The organism is Tsukamurella pseudospumae, assembly GCF_001575205.1.
In the GTDB taxonomy this organism is placed as follows: Bacteria; Actinomycetota; Actinomycetes; order Mycobacteriales; family Mycobacteriaceae; genus Tsukamurella; species Tsukamurella pseudospumae.
Genome location: NZ_LSRE01000017.1, coordinates 83,993 through 106,862, shown reverse-complemented (window position 1 = coordinate 106,862; position 22,870 = coordinate 83,993). Strand labels below are relative to the sequence as shown.

Here is a 22,870-nt window from a genome sequence, read left to right as displayed (position 1 = left end):
GACGCGATGGTCGACGCGGGCCGCACCGGCCGCAAGGACGGCGCCGGCTTCTACGACTACGTGGACGGCAAGCGCACCGGTCTGTGGCCCGGCCTGAAGGACCTCCTGCCCGCCGGGCAGGACATCCCGCTGCAGGACATGATCGACCGGATGCTCTTCGCCGAGTCGCTCGAGACGGTGCGCTGCTTCGACGAGGGCGTCATGGACTCCGTCGCCGACGCCAACATCGGCTCGATCTTCGGCATCGGCTTCCCCGCCTGGACCGGCGGCGTGCTGCAGTTCATCAACGGCTACGAGGGCGCGAACGGAACCGTGGGCCCCAAGGCCTTCGTCGCCCGCGCGCAGGAGCTGACCAAGTACGGCGAGCAGTTCACCCCGCCCGCCTCCCTGGTCGCCAAGGCCGAGGCCGGCGAGACCTACGAGTAGGACTCACTGAGCCGCACCATCATCGAGAGGTCCGGTACCGCCTGCGGGTGGTACCGGACCTCTCGTTTCCCGGTTCGACGGTGCGCCTCGGGTCCGGGTGGGCCGACGCCCGTGGGGAATCGGCGTGGCGCTTTGAGCGAAGCCTGCCGTCCGGTCAGGAGAAGAGACGGTCCCGCTGCGCACGCGGCGCGTCGTAGCGGACCCCGCCGGGCTTCGCTTCGATCAGGCCGATCGCGAGCGCGGCGATGGTTGCAGCGATGTTCACGACGGGTACGGCGGCGGCAACGACGATGAGCAGATACCACCAGCCCGACTGGTCGATGTCGTGAAGTCTGCGGACGCTCAACGAGATTCCACCAATACCGTAGACGATCATGATCGCGACGATCAGCATCCCGCCGATCGCCATGACAGGGCTACCGGCACCCTCCTCGCCGAGCACGCCGCCGGTCACGATCACCCCGACCGCAACCAGGATGGCGAGAAGATTCGCCAGGGCCGGCCACCAGAACTCACTCTTCGAAGCCCGCCCCGAGTACCGGAAGTAGCTCCGGAAGAAGCGCTTCACCGCCTCGCCGAAGGTCGCGCCGCGCAAGGGAATCGTCAGGTCCTGCGGATCCCTGTCGACCACGTACTGATCACTCATCTCACACCGCTCCGTTCAGCACCCCGAACACCGATGTGCGCAATGTAGCATTACTGTTTTAGGAACAGCAACATTGTGTCGTCCGCGAGCACCGGAACGTGCCTCGTCACGCCGTTCCCGCGGCCGCAGCCACCAGTTTGGCGCGCTCAACGAGGTGCGCGGCAGCGCGTTTCATCTTGAGGCACTCGCGAGACGAGAGGGTGTGGTGGTCGTACGCCACCTTGTTCTTCAGCCCGAGCAGGGTCGTCAGGTGTTTCGCTATTCCGGCGTCCGCCTTGGCGAGGAGCGCGATCGCCTCGCTGTGGTTCGTGGAGTTCGAGTGTTCTCCGAGTCGCACGCAGCAGATGACATCTGCTGCGGCGATGCCGGCGTCGACGAACAGATCCCCTGCAGCGTTGCGCTTCTCGTCTTCGAGGAACTCCGCCGCCTCGTTGAATTCCACCGCCTTCGCCAGCCGACCGGTGATGACGACCGCATTACAGCTCCGTTTGCCCGCCACTAGCTGCCCTCCGTACCAGTGACACGAACCACCCTCGGTCCCCAGCGAAGGTCAGTCCGTCCCTGACGACATCCTGCAGCAATGGCTCCCTCGATGCGGCTGCATCGCGCAATTCCGACTCCGTGTAGTCGACCGGCCGAGCGTCGTTGCCCGTCCATCCGGACACCGCAGTCACCAGGTCCGTCATCTGGGTGTCCCACACCTCGTCGTCGGCGTCGTCGGCACGGACGAGGAGCAGATCGATGTCGCTGTTCTCGCGCATTCGCCCGGTTGCGGCCGATCCGAAGATCGTGGCGAACAGTGGGGTCTCCGCCCAACTGGCGGTCATCGCCCGCAGCCGTTCATGCAGCGTCTCGCTGAGTTTGGCGAGCGCGATGATCGGTTCCGCTGCGAGGTGCGCGCGATTCAGCCGGTAGGTACTGGTCCGGCCGACCTTCTCCTGGTGGACGACTCCTGTCCCGACCAGCCTGGACAGGGCGTTCCGCAAGCCCTCGTCCGAGCCGCGGGAGACGATTCGGAGCATCTGCGGAACGGTGAACGCGACATCTGTTGATGCCAGCACGGCAAGGACGTCCCCATCCAGGGTGGGCGTGATCGTGGCGAACGGACGGCTCAGCTGCATGCACCCACTGTATGCCAACTATTCTTGGTTCAATCCAAGGATAGTTGGCATCTGCCGCGGTTCACCGGAGCGAGCAGCTTCGCGGCCGACGTCAGTCGGCGAAGCGGGCCGGGCGTTTGCCGAGCATGGCGGCGACGCCCTCCTGGTGATCGTCGGTCTGCAGCAGAACGACCTGCTCGTCGGTCTCGCGGCGGAGGGCACCCTCGAGGCCCGCGAGGGTGGAGGCGTTCATGGCGCGCTTGGTGGCGGCGATCGCCTCCCGCGGTCCGGACGCGAGCTTCGCGGCCGCGGCGGCGACGGCACCGTCGAGCTCCTCGGCCGGGCGGACCGCCGTGACCATCCCGGCGGCGAGGGCCTCCGGCCCGTAGACGCGTTCGCCGAGCAGGGCCATGCCCATCGCCCGGGTACGGCCGATGGCGGCGGGGACCAGGGCCGTGGTGCCCGCGTCGGGCAACAGGCCGATGCCGACGAAGGGCAACAGGAAGTAGGCGGTGTCGGCGACGAAGGTCAGGTCGGCGGCCAATGCCAGGCCCACCGCCATTCCCGCGCACGGACCGTTCACCTTGGCTATCACCGGGATCGACGCCGCGACGATCGCGCGGACGTACGCGTTCACCGCGTCGAGCGCCTCCTGCGGCGCCGCCGCCTCCCCCGCCAGGTCGGCGCCCGTACAGAACGCCTTGCCCTCGCCGGTGATGATCACGACACGGATCCCTGGGTCCGCGTCCGCCTCGGCGATGAAGCCGGCGAGGTCCCACGCCGCGCGAACGCCGAAGGCGTTCATCCGCTGCGGACGGGCGATGGTGATGGTCAGGACGCCGGCGTCGACGGCGCGCAGGAAGTCCTCGCTCATGCCACCGACTCTTCCACTCGCGCCAGCGGCGCGAGGCGCCGTTCGACGATGGACGCGCCCTCGGTGATCATCCGCTCGATGAGCGACGCCACCGTCGGGACGTCGCGGATCAGGCCCTGGCACAGGCCGACGCTCCAAATACCGGCCTCGACGTCGCCGTCCTCGAAGACCTTGCGACCGCGGGCGCCCGCCACGAGGTGCCGGATGTCTTCGAACTCGCAGCCCTGCGCTTCGGTCTCGACCACCTCGACGGAGACCGAGTTCTTCGCCACGCGGGCGGTGTTGCCCAGCGTGCGGAAGATCAGCTTCGTGTCCAGTTCGGAGTTCTCGACGATCTGCTGCTTCACCTCGGGGGCGATCGGGGACTCCACCGTGCAGAGGAAGCGGCTGCCCATGTTGATGCCGTCCGCGCCCAGCGCGATCGCGGCGACGAGGCCGCGGGCGTCCGCGATGCCGCCCGACGCGAGGATCGGAATGTCCAGCGCGTCCGCGGCGGCGGGGATCAGTACGAGGCCCGGGATGTCGTCCTCACCCGGGTGGCCGGCGCACTCGAAGCCGTCGATCGACACCGCGTCCACCCCGATGGCCTGTGCCTTGAGCGCGTGCCGGACGCTGGTGCACTTGTGGATCACCTTGACGCCGTGGTCCTTCAGGTACGGCAGGAACTTCGCGGGGTTCGACCCAGCGGTCTCGATGATCTTCACCCCCGACTCGACCGCCGCGCGCAGGAACTCCTCGTAGGGCGGCGGGTCGATCGTCGGCAGCACGGTGAGGTTCACACCGAACGGATTCGACGTCAGGTCCCGCGCCCGCGCGATCTCCTCACGGAGCGCCTGCGGCGTGGGTTGCGTGAGAGCCGTGATGATGCCGAGCCCGCCGGCCTCGGACACCGCGGCGGCGAGGCCGGCGCGCCCCACCCACATCATGCCGCCCTGGACGATCGGGTACCGGACGCCGAACTGCTCGGTGAAGCGCGTTGAGAACATGCCCGAAAGCTAGCACAGATGAGAGAACAGTCTCTAACATATGGCTCAGATACCCGAGAACTTCCGGAGGACCGCATGACCGCACCGTCGAACCTGCAGACCGGTGACCTGATCTCCACCGACCCCCGCACCGGGGCCGAGGTGGCCCGCTTCCCCGTGGCCGACGCCGCGACCGTGATCGAGGCGGTCGATGCCGCCCGCGAGGCGGCGGCCTGGTGGGGAGACCTCGCGCCGAAAGCCCGGCGGAGCTGGCTGCTGCGCTTCCGCGCGGAGCTGTCGCGGCGGGCGGAGGAGCTCGCCGCGGTGATCTCCGCCGAGACCGGCAAGCCGACCGACGACGCGCTGCTCGAGGTGATGCTCGCCGTCGTGCACATCGACTGGGCCGCCAAGAACGCCGAGAAGGTGCTCGGCCGGCGCAAGGTCCCGTCGGGCCTGCTCGGCGCGAACCTGGCCGCCACCGTCGAGTACCGGCCCTTCGGCGTCGTCGGCTGCATCGGCCCGTGGAACTACCCCGTCTTCACCCCGATGGGCTCGGTCTCGTACGCACTGGCCGCGGGCAACGCCGTCGTCTTCAAGCCCAGCGAGCTCACACCCGCTGTGGGCCAGTTCCTCGCCGACACCTGGAACGCCGCGTGCCCGGGACAGCCCGTGCTGCAGGTGATCCACGGCGGCGGGGAAACCGGTGCCGCGCTGTGCCGCTCGGGTGTCGACAAACTGGCCTTCACCGGCTCCGCCCGCACCGCCCGTACGGTCATGGCGACCTGCGCGGAGTCCCTCACGCCCGTCACGATCGAGGGCGGCGGCAAGGACGCCTTCCTCATCGACTCCGACGCGGACGTCGACGCCGCGGTGGACGCGGCCGCGTTCGGCGCCTTCGGCAACGCCGGGCAGACCTGCGCCGGCGTCGAGCGGGTGTACGTGGTGTCCGACCGGTACGACGAGTTCGTCGACAAGCTCGTCGCGCGGACCCGCGCCCTCCGCGGCGGGGACGACGACGGTGCCGACTACGGTCCGGCGACGATGGCCCGGCAGCTGCCGATCATCGCCGGCCACATCGACGACGCACTCGCCCACGGTGGGCGGGCGCTGGTCGGGGGCCGGGAGTCCGTGGGCGAGACCACGGTTCAGCCCGTCGTGCTCGTGGACGTCCCGGAGGACTCAACCGCGGTCACCGACGAGACCTTCGGCCCCACCGTGGTGGTGAACCGGGTCGCGACCATCGAGGAGGGCATCGAGAGGGCCAACAACAGCACCTACGGGCTGTCCGCGGCGATCATGACGCGCAACGTCTCCCGGGGTCGGGAGCTGGCGCGCCTGCTCCGCACCGGTTCGGTGGCCGTGAACTCGTTCCTCTCCTTCGCCTCCGTGCCCGCCCTACCCTTCGGCGGGCTCGGCGACTCCGGCTTCGGCCGGATCCACGGCGCGGACGGGCTCCGCGAGTTCAGCAGACCGCAAGCCGTCGCGGCACAGAAGTTCACGGCTCCGATGAACCTGCTCACCTTCGACCGCAAGGCCCGCGACATGAAGGCGGTGCGGCTGATGCTGCGCCACGTCTACGGGCGCTGACCGCACCGCCCCATCGCTCGGGGATCAGCGCACGGTGAACGATCCCTTGCCCGGCACCGCCATCGGCGCACCGACGAAGGTGGTCGTGAAGGTCACGTTCCCGGCGCCGGTGCGGGCGTCGACCGCCGCCGGTGTCGGGTTGGCGAAGTTCTGGCAGGGCTTGACGGTGACGCCGCCCCGGGCGCCGGTGGTGCGGTTGACGTAGTCGACGCGGATGAGCGTGGCGTAGCCGTTCGACATGCAGATCCGCCCGTCCGCCGGGGCCGAGATCGACACGACGCCCGCGCTGCGGGTCTGGACCGCGACGTTCGCGCGCCACAGCATCGGGACCGCAAGACCGCTGGAGACCATCGTGGTCGCCGGGCTCTGCTGAACCGGAACGGGCGCCGCTTGGGCGGTCGCGGGACGACGAGTGCCGCGCCCGCGACAGCGGCCGCGACGCAGATGATGCGCTTCATGATTCTCCTCGAGAGATGTTCGTCGTGGACCCGGCGAGTGCCGGGGCCTCTGTGCTCGTGGCCCGGCCCATCGGGCCGGACCGGCGGGGACCGTCAGAAGGTGGTCGTGTTGGTCACGTCGACGCTGACGCCGTGTCCGTCGCGGGAGAACACGGTCTTCCCCGCGCTCGCCTCGACGGTCCACCCGTAGGCGCTGTAGGTGCTGCCGTAACGGATGGTGGTGGCCGGCGCGGTGACCGCCATGTTCCCGTAGTACCAACCGAGAGCCCCGTCGCGGTACACGAACCCGGTGGCGGGCTCCCCGGTCTTGGCCCGGTAGGTCTTGCCGAACTCGACGGACTGGCACTCGACGAGTTCTGCGCGGATGTTGCACGTGGTCTTGCCGGACTCGGTGAGCACCCGCACCGCTTGCCCCGCAGTGGGCAGGGCCGTCACGGTGCGATTCGCGGCCGTCGGGGCGGCGGTCGCCGTCCGGGTCGGCGTCTCGGGTTGCTGCGTCCCCGCGGACGAGCCGCCCGGGCTCGCGCTCGGCGCGGCGGTCACCGTCACCGTCGGCCCGGCCGACCGTGACCCGTCCCCGCACCCCGCCACGGCCACCGTCGCGAACAGCACCGCGCCCGCGACCTTCATCGTCGTCCCCATGTCCGTTCCTCCCCTGCCGCAGGATGCGGCTCACTGGTTGATCGACCGACGCTGCGTGATCGTTAACAAGGTTCGCGAAAGGGCACTACCGTGGTGAGCGTGAGGGCGTGGGCGGGTCTTACGGCGGCGGTGGTCGGCGTGGGCGCCATCGTCGGGTCGACGCTCGTTCTCGCGGTGACGGGCCGGGGCCTGCGGTACACCGCCGACTCGATGGATACCATTTCGTGGTGGCAGCCCTGGGCACCGGCCGTCGCCGGGCTGCTCGCCTCGCTCGCCTTCCCCGTGGATGCCCGGGGCCCAGCGGCACCGTCGAACCCGCTGCCCCAGGCCTGGGCACTCCTGACCTGCGGGGTCGCCTTTGCGAGCGCCCTCATCGTGCTCGGCCCGGCCGAACCGAACTACACCGTGCTCAAGCTCGGCCTACTCCTCGCGGTGCCGGTCGTCGTCTTCGCGGTCGCGCGGCGACGCGGGGCGGCCTGGCCTGATCCGACCGTAGAGGCACGGTGGAGCCCAGCGCCGGCCGTGATCGCGTACCTGGCCGTGTACCTGTCGCTGGCGGAGGAGCGCGATTCCTTCCTCGCCGGCGTGCCGGTCGCGGACAGCGCTGTCCTGCTGCTCGCGGGCTTCGCGATGAACGCGCTGCTCGAGGAGGTGTTCTACCGCCGGTGGTTGCTCACCCGATGGCGCGCCGCGCTCGGCCCGTGGCCGGCGGTCGCGATCTCGGCCATCGTGTGGGCGGCCTGGCACATCGCGATCCAGGGGTCCGGGAACCTGGCCGGCGACGCGGTGAACGTGCTCGCCAACCAGGGCGTGAGCGGACTGTTCCTGGGCTTCCTGTGGCTGCGCTACCGAGTCATGTGGCCGCTGCTGGTGATCCACGGCGTGTGGAACGCGAACCCCGTGCAGTTGCTCGCCGGATGACGAGGCGTCACGCGCACCCGGACGACCGCGAAGCCCGGGCGCGCGACCTCGACCGATAGGGTGGAGCGCATGTCCCGGCCCAGATTCCGCCCCGACCGGGTGGCGTGGACCGTGCTCGGTCTCACCGTTGCAGCGCTCGTCATCGGCTACCAGATCAAGGCTCAGTGCACCGGCGCACCCTTCGACCAGTTCGGCCGCTCCGAGGGCTTCGCCAACACGCCCGGCCGGATCTGCTATTCCGACCTGCAGTTCCTCTGGAGCGGGCGCGAGGTGAACAACCACGTCTTCCCGTACCTGAACGGGTGGATCGACGCCGACGGCAAGCTGCAGGGCGGCGCGATCGAGTACCCCGTGCTCAGCGGGCTGTTGTTCTGGGTGGGCGCGATCGGCGCGCACAACGACGCCGAGTTCCTGCTGCACATGGCGCTGCTGCTCGCGCCCTTCGGCCTGCTCACCGCGTGGGTACTCGCGAAGGTCTCGGGCCGCACGGCCGCGCTGTGGGCGGTCGCCCCTCCGCTCGCGCTGTACGCCTTCCACAACATGGAGCTTCCAGTGGTGGCGGCCGCGACGCTCGCCTTCGGCATCATGGCCTGGGCCGACCGGACCGGGGGCTCGATCCGCATCCCGGCGATCGCCACGTCCGCGGTGCTCGCCGTGGGCTTCGACCTGAAGATCTATCCGGGCCTGTTCGTGGCGCCGCTCGTGCTCTACGTGCTCACCCACGGGAGGGGCGGCACCGTCGCCCTGCCCGACGGTCCCGGACCGCGCGTCCGGATCGACTGGCGACTGCTCGACTGGGTGGGCGCCGCAGCCACCGCGGCGACGGCAGTGGTGGTGGCCGTCGCGATCAACGTGCCCTTCATGGTCTTCGGCTTCGACGGCTGGCGCGCCTCGCTGAAGTTCCAGGAGCTGCGCACGGCGGACCTGTCGACCAACTCCATCTGGTACTGGGGAGTGCTCAAGGCCTACGACGATCCGAAGGCCTACGACGATCTCGTCGGCGCGCTCTCACCGCTGCTGATCGCGGTATCCATCGTCGCGCTGCTGGTCGTCGGATGGCTGCGCTACCGTCGCACCGGCGTCTACCCGTGGGTCGGCGTCAGCGGTGCGATCCTCGCCGCGTTCATGCTCTTCCACAAAGTGCACTCACCCCAGTACGTGCTGTGGCTGCTGCCCTTCTTCGTGCTGCTCAAGGTCGACTGGCGACTCGTCGCGGCCTACCTGCTGTGCGACCTGAGCCTCGAGCTCACGGTGTGGAACTACTTCTCCGAGCACGCGGCGAACTCGCCCATCACCTGGTGGGTTCAGTGGGGCGTGTGGATCGGCGTCTGGGGCCGGGCCGCGCTGCTGCTGCTCTTCCTCTGGTACCTGCCCCGCGCCTCGCTGCGGTTGCGCAGCCAGGACGCGTCCGGCGCACCGTCGAGCACGCCGCCCGCGGGGTCGTCCAACGGGGGCGAGTACGGCCCCGGGAAGGTCGACCGGACCAGGTCCTCGTCGGGCCGGTAGATCTGCCGCACCACCAGCACGCAGAGGCCGATCACGGCCAGGTCCCGCAGGAGGACGGTGGCCGTGAAGGCCTGCTCCGGCAGGCCCTTGTTCTGGATGCCGAGGAAGTACATCATGCGTGGCACCCAGACCAGCGCGTCGATCGTCATCCAGGCCAGCAGGATCCGGGTGTGCGGGATCGCGAGCACCGCCAGCGGCACCAGCCACAACGAGTACTGCGGGCTCCACACCTTGTTGACCAGGAGGAAGCCCGCGACCAGGAGGAACGCCAGCTGCGCGACCCGGGGCCGCCGCGGCGCCTTCAGCGCCAGGTAGCCCACGCCGGCGATCACCGCGAGGAAGAGCACGAGGGTGATCGCGTTGGCGAGCGCGGAGGCGCCGCCCCGTGGACCCGCGCCGCCGAACACCCAACCGCCGGTGAACGAGCTGATGACCGCGTAGATCGAGTCCATGTCGACCGCGCGGATCGAGTTCCGGTGGAAGAACTCCCACCAGCCCTGCGGCCACAGGGCCAGCACCGGCAGGTTGACGGCGAGCCACGCGGCGGCCGCGGTGAGCGACGCGGTGAGCCACGGCCGGAGCCGGCCCGCCCTCAGGCACAGGAAGAACAGCACGATCAGGAGGAACGCCGGGTACAGCTTCGCCGCGGTGCCGAGGCCGATCACGATGCCCGCCCAGGCCGGCATCCGCTTGGCCCAGAGCAACATTCCGACCGCCATCGCCGCGACGGCGATGGCGTCGAAATTGGTGAAGACGTGCACGGCTACCAGCGGCGACGCCGCCATCAGCATCGCGTCCCAGGGCCGGCGCGCCGCCAGCCGCCCGGGGCCGGCGGCACCGCCCGCTAATCGGGTCGTCGCCCACACCGCGATCAGCCAGAACATCGCGAGCCCGACCGCGGCGACCGTGAAGAACAGCACGACCTCGATGGCCGCGGGCACGCCCCACTCGTCGTGCAGCGCCGCCCAGGTCTTGGCGATCCGCATCGACGCGTACTGGTACATCCCGGTGAGCACCGGGTACTCCATGTAGCGCTCCTGCCGGGCGCCCGTGGGATCGGTGTCGAAGAACTGCGTCTTGTAGGGCATGAGGCCCTCGTTCAGACGCTCCGCCCCGTACAGCGGCACCGTGTCCGAGTAGCACATCGCGGCGTACGGCCGGTTCCCCGACCAGTCGAGCACCAGCTGCCCGCCGTCGTTCTTCTGCTGCAGGCAGCCCGCCTTCGTGGTCCAACCCAGCGCCAGGAACAGCACCGCTACCAGCAGGATCAGGCGCAGCGGCGTGAAGAACCGCTGGAAGCCCAGCTGCGCGTGCGCGCCGACCGGGCCGCCGAGGGCCGTCGAGAAGTCCCGCGCCACCGCATCGGTGCGGCTCGGGACGTCCCGGTCCGGCTCGACCGCCGTCGCCGGATCGAAGCGGCCCGGGCTGACGTGGAGACGGTCGACGTCCACGTCCGTGCCGACACCCGTGCCGGACTCGTCCGGGGCTTCCGTCACGGCACCGGGTTCGTCACCCGCGGCGGCACCGTCTGGCCGCCGTTGCCGTTGCCCGTTCCGCCACCGGGGCGCGGACGTGTGGTGGGTTGACCGGGATAGGTCGGGTAGCCGTTGCCCGGCTGCGTGGTCGTCGGATCCCACGGGAACGTCGGCATCGGGACGCCGGGCAGGCCGGGCACCGTGCGGCTCGCGCTCGGCTCGGCCGAGGCCGACGCGGAGGCGGAGCCCGCGGAGCTCGTGCGCACCCGGGTCTCCACCGGCACGCCCGCGGAACCGCCGATGTATCCCGGCGTCGGGAAGGACTCGTAGTCCGAGTCGGAGAGCGCGCCGTCCATCGTCTGCTTCCAGACGTCCGACGGGACGCCCGAGCCGTAGATGATGCCGCCGTACGAGTTGGTGATCGGGCCGCCCTTGTCGTTGCCGACCCAGACCGCCGTCGAGATCGACGGCGTGTAGCCGACCATCCACGCGTCCTTGTTCTGCCCCGTGTCCTGGTACTGCGCGGTGCCGGTCTTCGCGGCCGAGGCGCGACCGCCTGCCAGCCCGTGGCCGTTGGAGTAGGACGCGATCGGCTGCAGCGCCGCGGTCACGTTGTTCGCGACGTCCTTGCTGAAGCGACGCTCGCCGGGATCGGTCTGCCGGTCCAACAGGGTCCGGCCGTCGGCGGTCACGACCTTCGAGATGAGGTGCGGCTTGCGGTAGATGCCCTCGGCGGCCAGGGTGGCGTACGCGGAAGCCATGTCGATCGGCCGGCTCTGGTACTGACCCAGCACGACGCCGCCCTCGACGCCGCTGCCGTCGGTCTGCTGCAGCGTCTTCTTGATGTCGCCGAAGCTCTCCGCGACGCCGGCCTTGTGCGCCGCGTCCGCGACGGCCTGAGCCTGTCCGTTGAGATCCATCATGAGCCGGTAGAAGACCGTGTTCAGCGACATCTTCATCGCCGTCGCCAGGTTGCAGCTGCCGCAGGACTCGCCGTCCGAGTTGGTGACCGTGACTCCCTGGGCCTTGAACGGCGACGAGGAGTAGACCTTCGACAGGCCGATGCCCTGCTCCAGCCCGGCGACCAGCGCGAACACCTTGAACGAGGATCCGGTCTGCAGGCCGGCCTGCACGCGGTCGTAGCCGTTGCCGTCGTCGCCGCCGTAGTAGGCGAGCACGCCGCCCGTCTTCGGGTCGACCGAGACGATCGCGGTGCGCAGGTCCTTCGGCTGGTTCTCGGCCATGTTCTTGGCGGCCTTCACCGCCGCGGACTGCGCCTGCGGGTCGATCGTGGTGGTGATCTTCAGGCCCTGCGTATTGAGGGTCGACTCGTCGATGCCCGCGTCCTTGAGCTCGCGCAGCACCTGGGTCTTGATCAGGCCGTTCGGGCCGGCCGACAGATCGTCACCGCTGCTCTTGCTCAGCGCCGTCACCTTCGGGAACTGCATCTTGGCCCGCTGCGTCGGATCGAGCGTCTTCATGTCGACCATGCCGTCGAGCACGTAGTTCCACCGGCCCGTGGCGTCCGCCAGGTGCGTGGTCGGCTCGTACAGCGACGGCCCGCGGACGACGCCCGCCAGCAGAGCCGCCTGCTCGGCTTTGAGGTCCTTCGCGTTGACGTTGAAGTAGGCCTTCGCCGCGGCCTGGATCCCGTACGCCCCCCGACCGAAGTAGATGGTGTTCAGGTACGCGGCCATGATGTCGTCCTTCGACCAGGAGTTGGACATCTTGGTCGAGAGGATGAGCTCTTTCCACTTGCGCGTCAGCGAGGACTCATCCCCGACCAGCGCGTTCTTCACGTACTGCTGCGTGATCGTGGAACCGCCGCCCGCGTCCTGGCCGTCGCTCGCGACGCCCGGTACGCGCAGCCACACGGCGCGCGCGAAGCCCTTGAGTGAGAAGCCCGGATTCGTCGCGAAGTCGCGGTCCTCCGCCGCCATGATGGCGTTCTTCATCACGTCCGGGATGTCCTGCGCGGGCAGGATCTCGCGGTTGCCACCGGCCGGGACGACCCGCGCGATCGGCGTGGTGCCGTCCTTCATCGTGATCGTGGCGACCTGCTCGGTCTGGATCTCCCCGGGCTGCGGCACGTCGGTGCGCCAGTAGCCGATGAGGAAGGCCAGCAGCGCCACCACCAGGATCAGCGCGACCGCGGCCACACCGCCGGTCACGACGCGTCGGAAGAGTGATCCGCTCACGAGTGCTCGCAGGCCCTTCTTGTCGGAGTCGTCATGATCGTCGTCCTCGGGCTCGTCCGGCCCGTCCCCGTCGCCCCCACCGGGGCCGTCACCCCCCGGACCGTCGCCCCCGGGGCCATCACCGCCACCGTCGGCGGGTGGGGGCGCGACAGGGGCGCTCTTGCGGATCACGACGGGCTGTTCCGGCTCCTCCGGGCGCGACGGTCCGCCGCGATCCGCCTCCGCGGCCAGCTCGGACTCGTCGACCGGGCGGCCGGACAGGGGCTGGTAGGCGGAGCGGGCGGTGCCCGACGGCGGCACGTTCGCGCCCGACGGTGCCGGGCGCGCGCCGGAGCCCGACGGTGCCGGGGCGTTCGGGCCCGGGGCGGGACGGCCGGGATTCGGGCCGGCGGACTGCGCGGGAGTCTGGCCGCTGGGCTGTACCAGCGGGAACTGCGTGGTCGGCGCCGCCTGCGGCGGGACCGGCGGCTTCGGCGCGGGCCGCGGAGGGACCGCCCCTCCGGACCGCGACGGCCTTCCGGCCGCCCCGTTCCGCTCGTCGTTGCCACCCGGGTTCGTCACCGCTGGTTCTCCGCTCGTCTCTTCGTTCTCTTCGTGCGCCCCCGCGCTACCCCCGTCGTACCGACCGGCCGTCGGATCCCGCTACCCGGGCGCCGCGCGACGCTTCCGCTTCGGCCGCGGGGGCAGCCCCGCGACGTACGACTGCACCAGATGATTCCAGTTGCACGACCTACAGACCTCCACGACATGCACGGAGAACTCCACTGACGTGGATTCGAGGTCGCTGAGCTCCGCGTCCGTCCGTGCCGAACCCGACGCCGGGCCGAGCGAATCACCGAACACCCACGACACGAGAGTCAGCTGCTCCTTGCGGCAGATCGGGCACAGCACCTCGGACGTACGGCCGTGGAACTTGGCCGCACGCAGGAGGTAGGTATCGGCATCGCACACGGATTTCACCGCGGTGCGCCCGGCGTTGACCGACGCGAGCAGCGATCGCCGCTGCAGCGCGTAGTCCACCGTTTGCCTCTGCGTCCGCACGGATCCAATGTACGTGGCTCGGGTCCGCACTGCCGCGACAAGGGCATTCCGCCCATGCCGATCCTCCCCGGTCCGAGCGCTCCCATCGAGCGCGGCGCCGCCTGCCGTTCATCGCGCGTTCATCGCTGGGGTATCGTCGTATATATCGGCGCGATACAACTGCCGATCGATTGATGAGATAGATCCACTCGCGTCGCCCGCACGGGCTCGGCGTCGTGCCCGGAGAGGAGGCGGCAGTGCTCGAACTCGCAGTACTCGGTCTGCTGCACGAATCCCCGATGCACGGCTACGAGATCCGCAAGCGGCTGACGGAACTGCTGGGTCCGTTCCGCGCGTTCTCCTACGGATCGCTGTACCCCGCCCTGCGCCGCGCGCAGGACGCCGGTTACATCGCCGAAGAAGAGGCGCCCGGCCCCACCGCAACCGCCCGGAAGCGCCGAGCGCGCCGTGTCTACGGTCTGACCCCGGCGGGCAAGGAGCGGTTCTCCGCCCTCGTCGCCGACACCGGACCGCAGAACTTCACGGACGACGGGTTCGGCGTGCATCTCGCCTTCTTCACCGCCACCCCCGCCCAGGCCCGGCTGCGCATCCTCGAGGGTCGCCGCCGGCAGGTCGAGGAACGGCGGGAGGAGCTCCGTCGGGCCCTCGCGGCCGGGGGCACGAGCGAGACGTACACGCGGCAGTTGCACGAGCTGGGACTGGAAACGACGGAGCGTGAGGTGCGGTGGCTCAACGAGTTGATCGCCGCCGAGTCCCGCTCCGACCAAGAAGATCGGCCCGCGCGCATCGCTCCCGGCGCCGCTTCACTGACACCGAATGAAGGGAACAACGGTGACTGACAACAAGGTTCGCGTTGCGATCGTCGGCGTGGGCAACTGCGCAAGCTCGCTCGTGCAGGGCGTGCACTACTACAAGGACGTGGCCGACGACGCCACTGTGCCGGGCCTCATGCACGTGAAGTTCGGCCCGTACCACGTGCGCGACGTCGAGTTCGTCGCCGCGTTCGACGTGGACGGCAAGAAGGTCGGTTTCGACCTCTCGGAGGCCATCAACGCCTCGGAGAACAACACCATCAAGATCGCCGACGTGCCGCCCACCGGCGTCGTCGTGCAGCGCGGCCACACCCTCGACGGCCTGGGCAAGTACTACCGCCTGACCATCGAGGAGGCGCCGGGCGAGGGTGTCGACGTGGTCCAGCAGCTCAAGGACAACGAGGTCGACGTGCTGGTCTCGTACCTGCCCGTGGGCTCGGAGGAGGCCGACAAGTTCTACGCTCAGTGCGCCATCGACGCCGGCGTGGCCTTCGTCAACGCGCTCCCCGTGTTCATCGCCTCCGACCCGGTCTGGGCCGCGAAGTTCCGCGACGCGGGCGTCCCGATCGTCGGTGACGACATCAAGAGCCAGGTCGGCGCCACCATCACGCACCGCGTGATGGCGAAGCTGTTCGAGGACCGCGGCGTCACGCTGGACCGCACGTACCAGCTCAACGTCGGCGGCAACATGGACTTCAAGAACATGCTCGAGCGCGACCGCCTCGAGTCGAAGAAGGTCTCCAAGACGCAGGCCGTCACGAGCAACCTCAACGGCCCGCTGGCCGGCAAGGTGCACGACAAGAACGTGCACATCGGCCCGTCGGACTACGTCGAGTGGCTCGACGACCGCAAGTGGGCGTACGTCCGCCTCGAGGGCCGCGCCTTCGGCGACGTGCCGCTGAACCTGGAGTACAAGCTCGAGGTCTGGGACTCGCCCAACTCGGCCGGCATCATCATCGACGCCGTGCGCGCCGCGAAGATCGCCAAGGACCGCGGCATCGGCGGCCCCGTGATCCCCGCCTCGGCGTACCTCATGAAGTCCCCGCCGGAGCAGATCGCCGACGACATCGCGCGCAAGCAGCTCGAGGAGTTCATCATCGGCGCGGAGTAGTCCGCGCGATCGGCGGGCGCACGCCCGGACCGGAGGACCCGTCACCCGCGTGGGTGGCGGGTCCTCCGTCCTTCTCCGCCGGCGAAAAGTCCGAATCTTCAGATCGCTGTAAGCCGCGCGACGTCCGGTCTCGGTACCGTCGACGACATGAAGACCCTGCTCATCATCGTCGTGATCGTGGCGGTCGCCCTCATCATCGCGAACGTCGTGCGCAATCGCGGTGCCCGGACGACCGCACTGTCGGACGCGCAGGCCGACGCCCGGGCCGCCATCGACCGCCTCGCCGGGCAGGTCAACAACCTCGTCGGGTCGAACGACGCGGCGCGCCAGGCCCTCGCCGACGCGGGCGAGCGGTACACCGCCGCCGGCGCCCAGGTCGGCGGTGCGAACACGCCCGCGCAGGCCCGGCTCGCGAAGCAGACCGCGCTCGAGGGCCTCTACTACGCACGGGCCGCGCGGGTGGCCATGGACATGGATCCCGGCCCGCCGATCCCCGAGCTCGACGGTCAGCGCTCCGCCGGCTCGGTCTCCGAGGACCGGTCCGTCGAGGTCGAGGGCCGCACGCTCGACGCGTCCCCGGCACCGTCGGACCGCACCCCGAACTACTACCCCGGCGGCGTCGTGGCCGGTCGCCCCGTGCCCGCCGGCTGGTACAGCGAGCCCTGGTGGAAGCCCGCCCTCGTCGCCGGCGCCTGGGGCGTGGGCAGCTACCTGCTGTTCAGTTCGATGTTCGCCGGGATGGCCGGGGTCGGCCCGACCGTCCTCGCCGATCCCGGGGTCGACGGTGCTCTCGACTCGGGCACCGACGGCGGGTGGGACTCCGGTTCGGACGGCGGCTTCGGCGGCGACAGTGGTTTCGGCGACTTCGGCGGTGGCGGCGACTTCGGCGGCTTTTGACCTCTGGTGGTCATCCGTACGACGCTGCCGGTAGCGCCGAAACCTGCCGACTACCGGCAGCGCGGGCGGATTCCGACAGCGTTCTCCGCATCCGATGCGGTGGCGCGCCGGATCACTGCTGCTGTCCCATCTGCTGCTGGATCGTGGCGTTGATCTGCTGCAGGCCGGAGACGGAGATCCCCGGCAGTTGACCGGTGATGTTGCGGACGAGGTGCACGTCGTCGAGCACCTTCTCGCTCGACTGCACGAGAACCGTTCCGGAGCCGGTGAAGTCGAACTGGCGCTCCTCGCCCGAGCTCACGCCGAGCGCGCGCCCGGCGGCCGCGACGAAGCTCGTCACCCAGGCCTGGTCGTAGTGGTGACTCGGCGAGGGGCAATCGGCCCACCCCACGAGCGCCTCCGGGTCCACGCGCATCGGCGGCTCGACGAACATGACCGGGCCGTTCGACGAGGCCAGGAACCGGCCCGTGCCGATCAGTGTCACGAACCCGGGCACGATCGACTGCTGCAGTGCGAGATTCGGCTCGAAGGCGAGCAGATTCGCCGCGCGGATCGTGAGGTTGCCGTTGTCGTCGAGGTCGTAGGCGTTGATGTCGTTGCCCCGGTCACCGATGATGAGCTTGCCGTGCCCCTCGGCCACCACGTAGTCGCCCAGGTACAGCGGCGCGGAGAACTGGTGCGCGACCATCTGCAGCAGCTGCCCCTGCAGGCCGTGCTGCAGCGAGGTGAAACTCATCTGCCCGTAGTGGGCGATCATCGCGCCCTTGGACAGGAACCACGGCTTGATCAGGTCGATGCAGTAGGAGTACTGGTTGCCCGGCACGTTGTCGCCGCCCGCGGGCAGGGTGTGCGGGTTCCAGACCGTGTCGAGCTCGCTCACAACCGGTGCTCCGATGCTTGGACGTACACCACACCTTGTCCGGTGCAGTCGAGTTGGAAGGCCTCACCGCCGGTGCGGCCCATGTTCCGCAGGCTCACGGTGGACCGGAGGTTCGTCTGCACCGGGCCGAGCGCCGCGGCGAACGCCTGGGGGTCGACGGTGACCGGGCGGTTCGGCGCGACCTGCAGGGTGATGAAGCCGCCGTGGCCGAGGATCACCGCGGCGCCGACGCCGCTGAGCTGCGTGGTGAACATGCCCTGGCCCGTGGCCACACCGCCGGCCGCGGAACGCAGCGCACCCATCAGGCCGCCTCCGCCGCCCCCACCCGAGGCCGCCGTCGACACGATCGAGGCCTGCAGGCCCTGCGTGTGGGCGAGCAGCCGCGAGGCCTCGACCCGCAGCTCGCCGCCCTGCGGCATCTCGACGACCTCGACCTCGAGTCCGCGGAAGCCGTAGTGCACGGTGCCGTTGCCCTGCGCGACCATCGTCGCCTCGTGCTCGCCCTGCATCATCCGCCCGGCCATGCCGGCGAGGCCGCCCATCATGGATCCGCCGCCCATGCCGGGGATCTGGTGGGGCTGGAAGAAGACCTGACCGGTGTAGAAGAGCATCGCGCCGCGCCGCGCGATGACCGGCCCGGACCGCGTGAGGTCGATCGAGACGACCTTGCCGTTGACCTTGGTGAACACCTGCGCCTACCTCTCCGCGGGCTGGATCGAGACCACGCCGGAGCCGTCCCAGCGCAGCGAGAAGGCCTCGCCGCCACCCTGTCCCAGGGCGGAGCGCCAGGACACGTCGGTGACGAAGGACTGCGACAGCTGCCCTCGGGCGCAGACGAAGGCGTCCGGGTCGACGACGAGCGGGTACTGCGGCGAGACCTCCAGGTGGATGAGCGGCCCACCGAGCGAGAGCAGCGCGACCTGGCCGTGCCCGGTCACCGTCGTCGTGAACAGGCCCTGCCCGGACATTCCGCCCCGCACCCCCGCGAAGGTCACGTTGGTCGACAGTTGCGGTGTGAGCGCGAGCAGCTGTTGCGACTCGACCTGCAGCGTCTCCCCCGTCAGGTCGACGACGGTGACCGTGGCCGCGTCCTGCGCGAGGTACACGACACCGGTGCCGGTGCACTCCATCAGCGACAGCCCCTCGCCGGTGGCGCGTTGCTTGAGGCCCGCGAGCACTCCGTCGCCCCCACCGAATCCGGCGGATTTGAAGGTCACCTGACCCTCGTACGCGATCATCGAGCCGCTGATCGCTCGGATCGAGCTGTTGTTCAGGTGCGCCTCGACGACCCGCTTCGTCTTCGAAACGAGCTGCATGACCCCTCCGTCACTTCCTGCCGGGCGTGAAGTTGAGGCCCCAGTGGTAGGCCTCGGCGACGGCGCGCTGCGACCCGTGGATGTACTGCACCTCGCGCGTGACGGTGAGCTCCCCGTTCACCACGTGCAGCTGCGCGATCGCGCAGGAGATCGCACGCCGATCCGGATTGTCCAGCCGCACTTCCACTTCGGGGCCACCGGGCGGGAAGAGCGTGACGACGCCGTTGGCCGACGCCCAGTTCGGAGTGCCCTCGTAGATGTAGGCGAAGATCAGGATCCGCACGAAGTCGTCGAGGTGCGCGAGGTTGATGTACAGGTTCTCGCCGCCCTGCGACTGGCCGGATCGGTCGTCGCTGTCGAGCTGGATGTACGGCGCGCGGTCGAGGCTGCCGAAGGCGTTGCCGAGCGCCTGCACGCCGCCCCGGTCGCCGTTGCGCAGTTCGTAGAAGCACGCGAGGTCGAGGTCGACCGCGTTGCCGCCGCCGAACAGTCCCTTCTTCCCCTGCGTCCAGTTCAGGTTGACCCGCATGTGGCCGGTGGGCCGCTCGGAGGACTTGGCCAGGGACACCGTCGGCGCGGACTTGGTGAGCGTGATCTTGGACAGGTTGACCGGCGGACCGGCGGGCGCCGGAGGCTGCTGATAGGCGGGCTGCGCGGGCGGGTAGGCCTGCTGCGCGGGCGGGTACGACGGTGCCGCGGGCGGGGGCTGGTAGGCCGGCTGCGCCGGGGGGTAGGCCGGCTGCGCGGGCGGATAGGCCTGTTGCGCAGGTGGGTACGACGGTGCCGCGGGCGGGGGCTGGTAGGCCGGCTGCGCCGGAGGGTAGGAGGGCGCCGGGGGCGGAGTGCTCGCGGCGGGCGGCGGACCGTCGACGGTGACACCGTGCTCGGTGAGCAGCGAGACCAGACCCCGATCCCACCCTGCGCTGACATTGCGCAGCTTCCACGCACCGTTCCGGCGGTAGACCTCGGCGAGCACCGCGGCCCGTTCGGTCGTCAGACCGCCCGCCGGGCAGTCGTCTGCGCCGACGCGCGCACTGAGGCCCGGCACGGACGCCAGCGACCCGGGGACCTTGTCGTCGAGCGCGACGGCCAGCCGGACGGTGCTGATGGCGGGTGGGATCGCGGTGAGGTCCAGGGTCAACGCGTCCGGACCGGTCAGGCGCACGGCGCCCTCGGGCGAGGTCGGGCTGTTGAAGAACACCAGGTCGGCGTCGCTGCGGACCCGACCGTCGTCGCCGACCTGGATGGCGAACAGATCCACCGACCCGGGCGCGACGCCGGCGATCGCCACCGCGAGTGTGGTCTGGGACAGGGCCGTGTTCTGACCGCGTGCGAGTGAAGTCACACTGACGATTGTTGCAAGAATCCGGCGAATCGGCACGGAACGCACGGATCAGACTGACATGTCGTTCGTCCGGATGACTGCGGCACGAACCCGGCGGTCACGGGCCGAATTCGCGTACTGTGAATTTCGCGACCACGTCATCAGGCGACGGTGCTCCGGCGCCTACAGCTTCTCGGGAGGAATCACATGGGAGTCAGCCTCAGCAAGGGTGGAAACGTCTCGCTCAGCAAGGAGGCCCCCGGGCTGACGGCGGTCGCCGTCGGGCTGGGCTGGGACGCGCGGAGCACGACCGGCGCCGATTTCGACCTCGACGCGAGCGCCCTGGCGGTCGACACCGCCAAGCGCGTGCTCAACGATCAGCACTTCGTCTTCTACAACAACCTGCGCTCGCCGGACGGCTCGATCGAGCACACGGGTGACAACCTCACCGGCGACGGTGACGGTGACGACGAGACCATCAACGTCAATCTCGCGGCCGTGCCGCCGCAGATCGACGCGATCGTCTTCCCGGTCTCGATCCACGAGGCGGACAACCGCGGCCAGTCCTTCGGCCAGGTCCGCAACGCCTACATCCGGGTGATCAACCAGGCGGGCGGCCAGGAGATCGCTCGCTACGATCTCTCCGAGGACGCCTCCACCGAGACCGCCATGGTCTTCGGCGAGCTCTACCGGCACGGCACGGAGTGGAAGTTCCGCGCCATCGGCCAGGGCTACGCGTCGGGTCTCGCGGGCATCGCGCGCGACTTCGGCGTGAACATCTGAGTTCAGCCTCGAATTCACCGCCGTTCGATATCCGTTTCGTCGGTATAGTTCGAATCACACGCGGGGGCGGACTGGCGCCGTCGTGCTAACGGGAGGAACACGTTCTATGGGTGTCAGTCTGGTCAAGGGCGGCAACGTCTCGCTCACCAAGGAGGCCCCGGGCCTCACCGCCGTCTCGGTCGGCCTCGGTTGGGATCTGCGCACCACCACGGGCACCGATTTCGATCTCGATGCCAGCGCCATCGGCATCGACGCGAACCGGAAGGTCGCGTCGCCCGAGAACTTCGTCTTCTTCAACAACCTCCGCACGCCGGACGGTTCCATCGAGCACACGGGTGACAACCTGACCGGCGAGGGCGACGGTGACGACGAGGTCATCAAGGTGAACCTCGCCGCGATCCCGCCGAACGTCGAGGGCGTCGTGTTCCCCGTGTCGATCTACGACGCGGACAATCGCGGCCAGTCCTTCGGGCAGGTCCGCAACGCCTTCATCCGCGTCGTGAACCAGGCCAACGGCCAGGAGATCGCCCGCTACGACCTCTCCGAGGACGCCTCGACGGAGACCGCGATGGTCTTCGGCGAGCTCTACCGCAACGGCGCGGAGTGGAAGTTCCGTGCCGTCGGGCAGGGCTACGCGTCCGGTCTCGCGGGTATCGCGCGCGACTACGGCGTCAACGTCTAGCACCGAGCTCACGCAGAGCGCGCAGACCCGGCGAGCGGACCACCGCCCGCCGGGTCTCGCGCTCCCGCATCCCTTCTTCGAAAGGCCGATGTGTTCCGCATCTTCGGACTCTCCTTCTTCATCACCGTCATCGCGCTGGTGGTGGCGTTCTTCTACGGCGGGCCGCAGGCCCTCGTCCTGACCCTGATCCTGGGCATCCTCGAGGTCAGCCTCTCCTTCGACAACGCGGTGATCAACGCCACCGTGCTGCAGCGGATGAGCCACTTCTGGCAGCGCATGTTCCTGACGGTCGGCGTGCTCATCGCCGTCTTCGGCATGCGCCTGGTCTTCCCGCTCGCGATCGTCTGGATCACCGCCGGCCTCGACCCGGTCAAGGCGATGGACCTCGCGCTCAACCCGCCCGCCGACGGTGCCAAGTACTTCGCGGACGGCAGCGCGAGCTACGAGACCCTGATCACCGCGGCGCACCCGCAGATCGCGGCCTTCGGCGGCATGTTCCTGCTGATGCTGTTCCTCGACTTCATCTTCGACGGTGAGCGCGAACTCACCTGGCTCAGCTGGGTCGAGCGCCCGCTGCAGAAGATCGGCGAGCTGGACCGCTTCCCGATCGTCGTCGCCCTGGTCGCCCTGGTCGTCACGGGCACGCTCGCCGCGCACACCGTCGACGAGTCGAAGACCGTGTTCATCGCTGGCATCCTCGGCACGGTGACGTACCTCGTGGTCAACGGCCTCGGCGAGTTCTTCCACGTCGAGGAGATGGAGGAGGAGGCGGAACGCGCCCGGTCCGGCCCCTCGGAGCTGGCGAAGGTCACCGGCAAGGCCGCCTTCTTCCTGTTCCTCTACCTCGAGGTGCTCGACGCGTCGTTCTCGTTCGACGGTGTCATCGGTGCGTTCGCGATCACCGCGGATCCGATCATCATCGCCCTGGGCCTCGGCTTCATCGGCGCGATGTTCGTCCGCTCGCTCACGGTGTACCTGGTGGAGAAGGGCACGCTGTCCGAGTACGTGTACCTCGAGCACGGCGCGCACTGGGCCATCGGCGCGCTCGCCGGCATCCTGCTGTTCTCGATCCACACCGAGGTGCCCGAGGTGGTCACCGGCCTCATCGGCGTGGTACTCATCCTGGCCGCGCTCGGCTCGAGCATCGTCCGCAACCGTCGCGAGGGCGACGGTGCCGAGGGCGACGCCCCGGTGTCTGCCCCGCAGCAGATCGACGCCTGAGCCGG

Annotated in this window: 22 protein-coding genes and 2 pseudogenes; 10 read left to right on the top strand and 14 right to left on the bottom strand. The window is 69.6% G+C overall.

What is annotated here, in order from left to right; genetic code table 11:
* Window positions 1-426 (top strand): annotated as a pseudogene (locus tag AXK61_RS25415) (3-hydroxyacyl-CoA dehydrogenase); the annotation flags it as partial.
* 154 nt (window positions 427-580) lie between these two features.
* Here the strand turns inward: AXK61_RS25415 and AXK61_RS14050 are convergent.
* The 5 genes from AXK61_RS14050 to AXK61_RS14030 form a co-directional block, all read right to left on the bottom strand.
* Entirely contained in the window at window positions 581-1,057 is a 477-nt protein-coding gene (locus tag AXK61_RS14050) for a DUF805 domain-containing protein (RefSeq protein WP_197466805.1), read from the bottom strand.
* Window positions 1,058-1,178: 121 nt separating this feature from the next.
* Entirely contained in the window at window positions 1,179-1,571 is a 393-nt protein-coding gene (locus AXK61_RS14045; RefSeq protein WP_068570196.1) for a hypothetical protein, read from the bottom strand.
* Complete coding sequence (locus tag AXK61_RS14040) at window positions 1,549-2,193, bottom strand: nucleotidyltransferase domain-containing protein (protein WP_068570195.1); 645 nt, start codon at window positions 2,191-2,193, stop codon at window positions 1,549-1,551. The genes AXK61_RS14045 and AXK61_RS14040 overlap by 23 nt, the downstream gene beginning before the upstream one ends.
* Before the next feature lie 91 nt (window positions 2,194-2,284).
* On the bottom strand, window positions 2,285-3,046 hold the full coding sequence (locus AXK61_RS14035) for an enoyl-CoA hydratase-related protein (RefSeq protein WP_068745897.1): 762 nt from the start codon (window positions 3,044-3,046) through the stop codon (window positions 2,285-2,287).
* On the bottom strand, window positions 3,043-4,032 hold the full coding sequence (locus AXK61_RS14030) for an NAD(P)H-dependent flavin oxidoreductase (RefSeq protein ID WP_068570193.1): 990 nt from the start codon (window positions 4,030-4,032) through the stop codon (window positions 3,043-3,045). Before AXK61_RS14030 ends, AXK61_RS14035 begins: the two co-directional genes overlap by 4 nt.
* Before the next feature lie 75 nt (window positions 4,033-4,107).
* Between AXK61_RS14030 and AXK61_RS14025 the strand changes: the two genes are divergently transcribed.
* On the top strand, window positions 4,108-5,598 hold the full coding sequence (locus tag AXK61_RS14025) for an aldehyde dehydrogenase family protein (protein ID WP_156485673.1): 1,491 nt from the start codon (window positions 4,108-4,110) through the stop codon (window positions 5,596-5,598).
* A 24-nt stretch (window positions 5,599-5,622) separates the two neighbouring features.
* Here AXK61_RS14025 and AXK61_RS14020 read toward each other — a convergent pair whose 3' ends face one another.
* Complete coding sequence (locus AXK61_RS14020) at window positions 5,623-5,949, bottom strand: hypothetical protein (protein WP_156485672.1); 327 nt, start codon at window positions 5,947-5,949, stop codon at window positions 5,623-5,625.
* A gap of 200 nt (window positions 5,950-6,149) precedes the next feature.
* Window positions 6,150-6,698, bottom strand: coding sequence for a hypothetical protein (locus tag AXK61_RS14015; RefSeq protein WP_068745893.1), 549 nt, complete (start codon window positions 6,696-6,698; stop codon window positions 6,150-6,152).
* A 99-nt stretch (window positions 6,699-6,797) separates the two neighbouring features.
* Between AXK61_RS14015 and AXK61_RS14010 the strand changes: the two genes are divergently transcribed.
* Window positions 6,798-7,619: a CPBP family intramembrane glutamic endopeptidase gene (locus tag AXK61_RS14010; protein ID WP_231855546.1), complete on the top strand. Its 822-nt coding sequence runs from the start codon at window positions 6,798-6,800 to the stop codon at window positions 7,617-7,619.
* Window positions 7,620-7,688: 69 nt separating this feature from the next.
* Window positions 7,689-8,819: pseudogene (locus tag AXK61_RS26000) on the top strand (hypothetical protein); the annotation flags it as partial.
* 104 nt (window positions 8,820-8,923) lie between these two features.
* On the opposite strand, the gene AXK61_RS13995 reads toward AXK61_RS26000, so the two are convergent.
* The 3 genes from AXK61_RS13995 to AXK61_RS13985 form a co-directional block, all read right to left on the bottom strand.
* Window positions 8,924-10,483, bottom strand: a complete 1,560-nt coding sequence (locus AXK61_RS13995) for a glycosyltransferase family 87 protein (protein WP_231855550.1) — start codon at window positions 10,481-10,483, stop codon at window positions 8,924-8,926.
* 134 nt (window positions 10,484-10,617) lie between these two features.
* Entirely contained in the window at window positions 10,618-13,359 is a 2,742-nt protein-coding gene (locus AXK61_RS13990; RefSeq protein ID WP_082777853.1) for a transglycosylase domain-containing protein, read from the bottom strand.
* Window positions 13,360-13,440: 81 nt separating this feature from the next.
* Complete coding sequence (locus AXK61_RS13985; RefSeq protein ID WP_175399941.1) at window positions 13,441-13,839, bottom strand: DUF5318 domain-containing protein; 399 nt, start codon at window positions 13,837-13,839, stop codon at window positions 13,441-13,443.
* A gap of 236 nt (window positions 13,840-14,075) precedes the next feature.
* Between AXK61_RS13985 and AXK61_RS13980 the strand changes: the two genes are divergently transcribed.
* The 3 genes from AXK61_RS13980 to AXK61_RS13970 all read left to right on the top strand — a co-directional run bounded on the left by AXK61_RS13980 (window position 14,076) and on the right by AXK61_RS13970 (window position 16,659).
* Window positions 14,076-14,678, top strand: coding sequence for a PadR family transcriptional regulator (locus AXK61_RS13980; protein ID WP_068570185.1), 603 nt, complete (start codon window positions 14,076-14,078; stop codon window positions 14,676-14,678).
* Window positions 14,656-15,762 (top strand): inositol-3-phosphate synthase, encoded by a 1,107-nt coding sequence (locus tag AXK61_RS13975; RefSeq protein WP_068570184.1) that lies wholly within the window; start codon window positions 14,656-14,658, stop codon window positions 15,760-15,762. Before AXK61_RS13980 ends, AXK61_RS13975 begins: the two co-directional genes overlap by 23 nt.
* Before the next feature lie 147 nt (window positions 15,763-15,909).
* Entirely contained in the window at window positions 15,910-16,659 is a 750-nt protein-coding gene (locus tag AXK61_RS13970) for a hypothetical protein (RefSeq protein ID WP_068570183.1), read from the top strand.
* A 112-nt stretch (window positions 16,660-16,771) separates the two neighbouring features.
* Here the strand turns inward: AXK61_RS13970 and AXK61_RS13965 are convergent, their stop codons facing one another.
* The 4 genes from AXK61_RS13965 to AXK61_RS25995 are packed head-to-tail and all read right to left on the bottom strand — an operon-like array spanning window position 16,772 to window position 20,200.
* A complete protein-coding gene (locus AXK61_RS13965; protein ID WP_068570182.1) occupies window positions 16,772-17,539 on the bottom strand; it encodes an AIM24 family protein in 768 nt (255 codons plus the stop codon).
* Window positions 17,536-18,228 carry an AIM24 family protein gene (locus tag AXK61_RS13960; protein ID WP_068570181.1) on the bottom strand — a complete coding sequence of 231 codons (693 nt, stop codon included), beginning with the start codon at window positions 18,226-18,228 and terminating at the stop codon, window positions 17,536-17,538. The genes AXK61_RS13965 and AXK61_RS13960 overlap by 4 nt, the downstream gene beginning before the upstream one ends.
* A gap of 6 nt (window positions 18,229-18,234) precedes the next feature.
* Window positions 18,235-18,855 (bottom strand): AIM24 family protein, encoded by a 621-nt coding sequence (locus tag AXK61_RS13955; protein WP_068570180.1) that lies wholly within the window; start codon window positions 18,853-18,855, stop codon window positions 18,235-18,237.
* A 10-nt stretch (window positions 18,856-18,865) separates the two neighbouring features.
* Window positions 18,866-20,200, bottom strand: a complete 1,335-nt coding sequence (locus AXK61_RS25995; RefSeq protein ID WP_068570179.1) for a TerD family protein — start codon at window positions 20,198-20,200, stop codon at window positions 18,866-18,868.
* A 186-nt stretch (window positions 20,201-20,386) separates the two neighbouring features.
* Here AXK61_RS25995 and AXK61_RS13945 point away from each other — a divergent pair, with 186 nt between their 5' ends.
* The 3 genes from AXK61_RS13945 (at window position 20,387) to AXK61_RS13935 (ending at window position 22,865) form a co-directional block, all read left to right on the top strand.
* Window positions 20,387-20,962 carry a TerD family protein gene (locus tag AXK61_RS13945; RefSeq protein ID WP_068570178.1) on the top strand — a complete coding sequence of 192 codons (576 nt, stop codon included), beginning with the start codon at window positions 20,387-20,389 and terminating at the stop codon, window positions 20,960-20,962.
* 106 nt (window positions 20,963-21,068) lie between these two features.
* The gene (locus AXK61_RS13940) at window positions 21,069-21,644 is read left to right on the top strand and encodes a TerD family protein (protein ID WP_068570177.1); all 576 of its coding nucleotides are present in this window, start codon (window positions 21,069-21,071) and stop codon (window positions 21,642-21,644) included.
* Between the two features lie 90 nt (window positions 21,645-21,734).
* A complete protein-coding gene (locus AXK61_RS13935; RefSeq protein ID WP_068570176.1) occupies window positions 21,735-22,865 on the top strand; it encodes a DUF475 domain-containing protein in 1,131 nt (376 codons plus the stop codon).
* The last annotated feature ends 5 nt before the right edge of the window (window positions 22,866-22,870 follow it).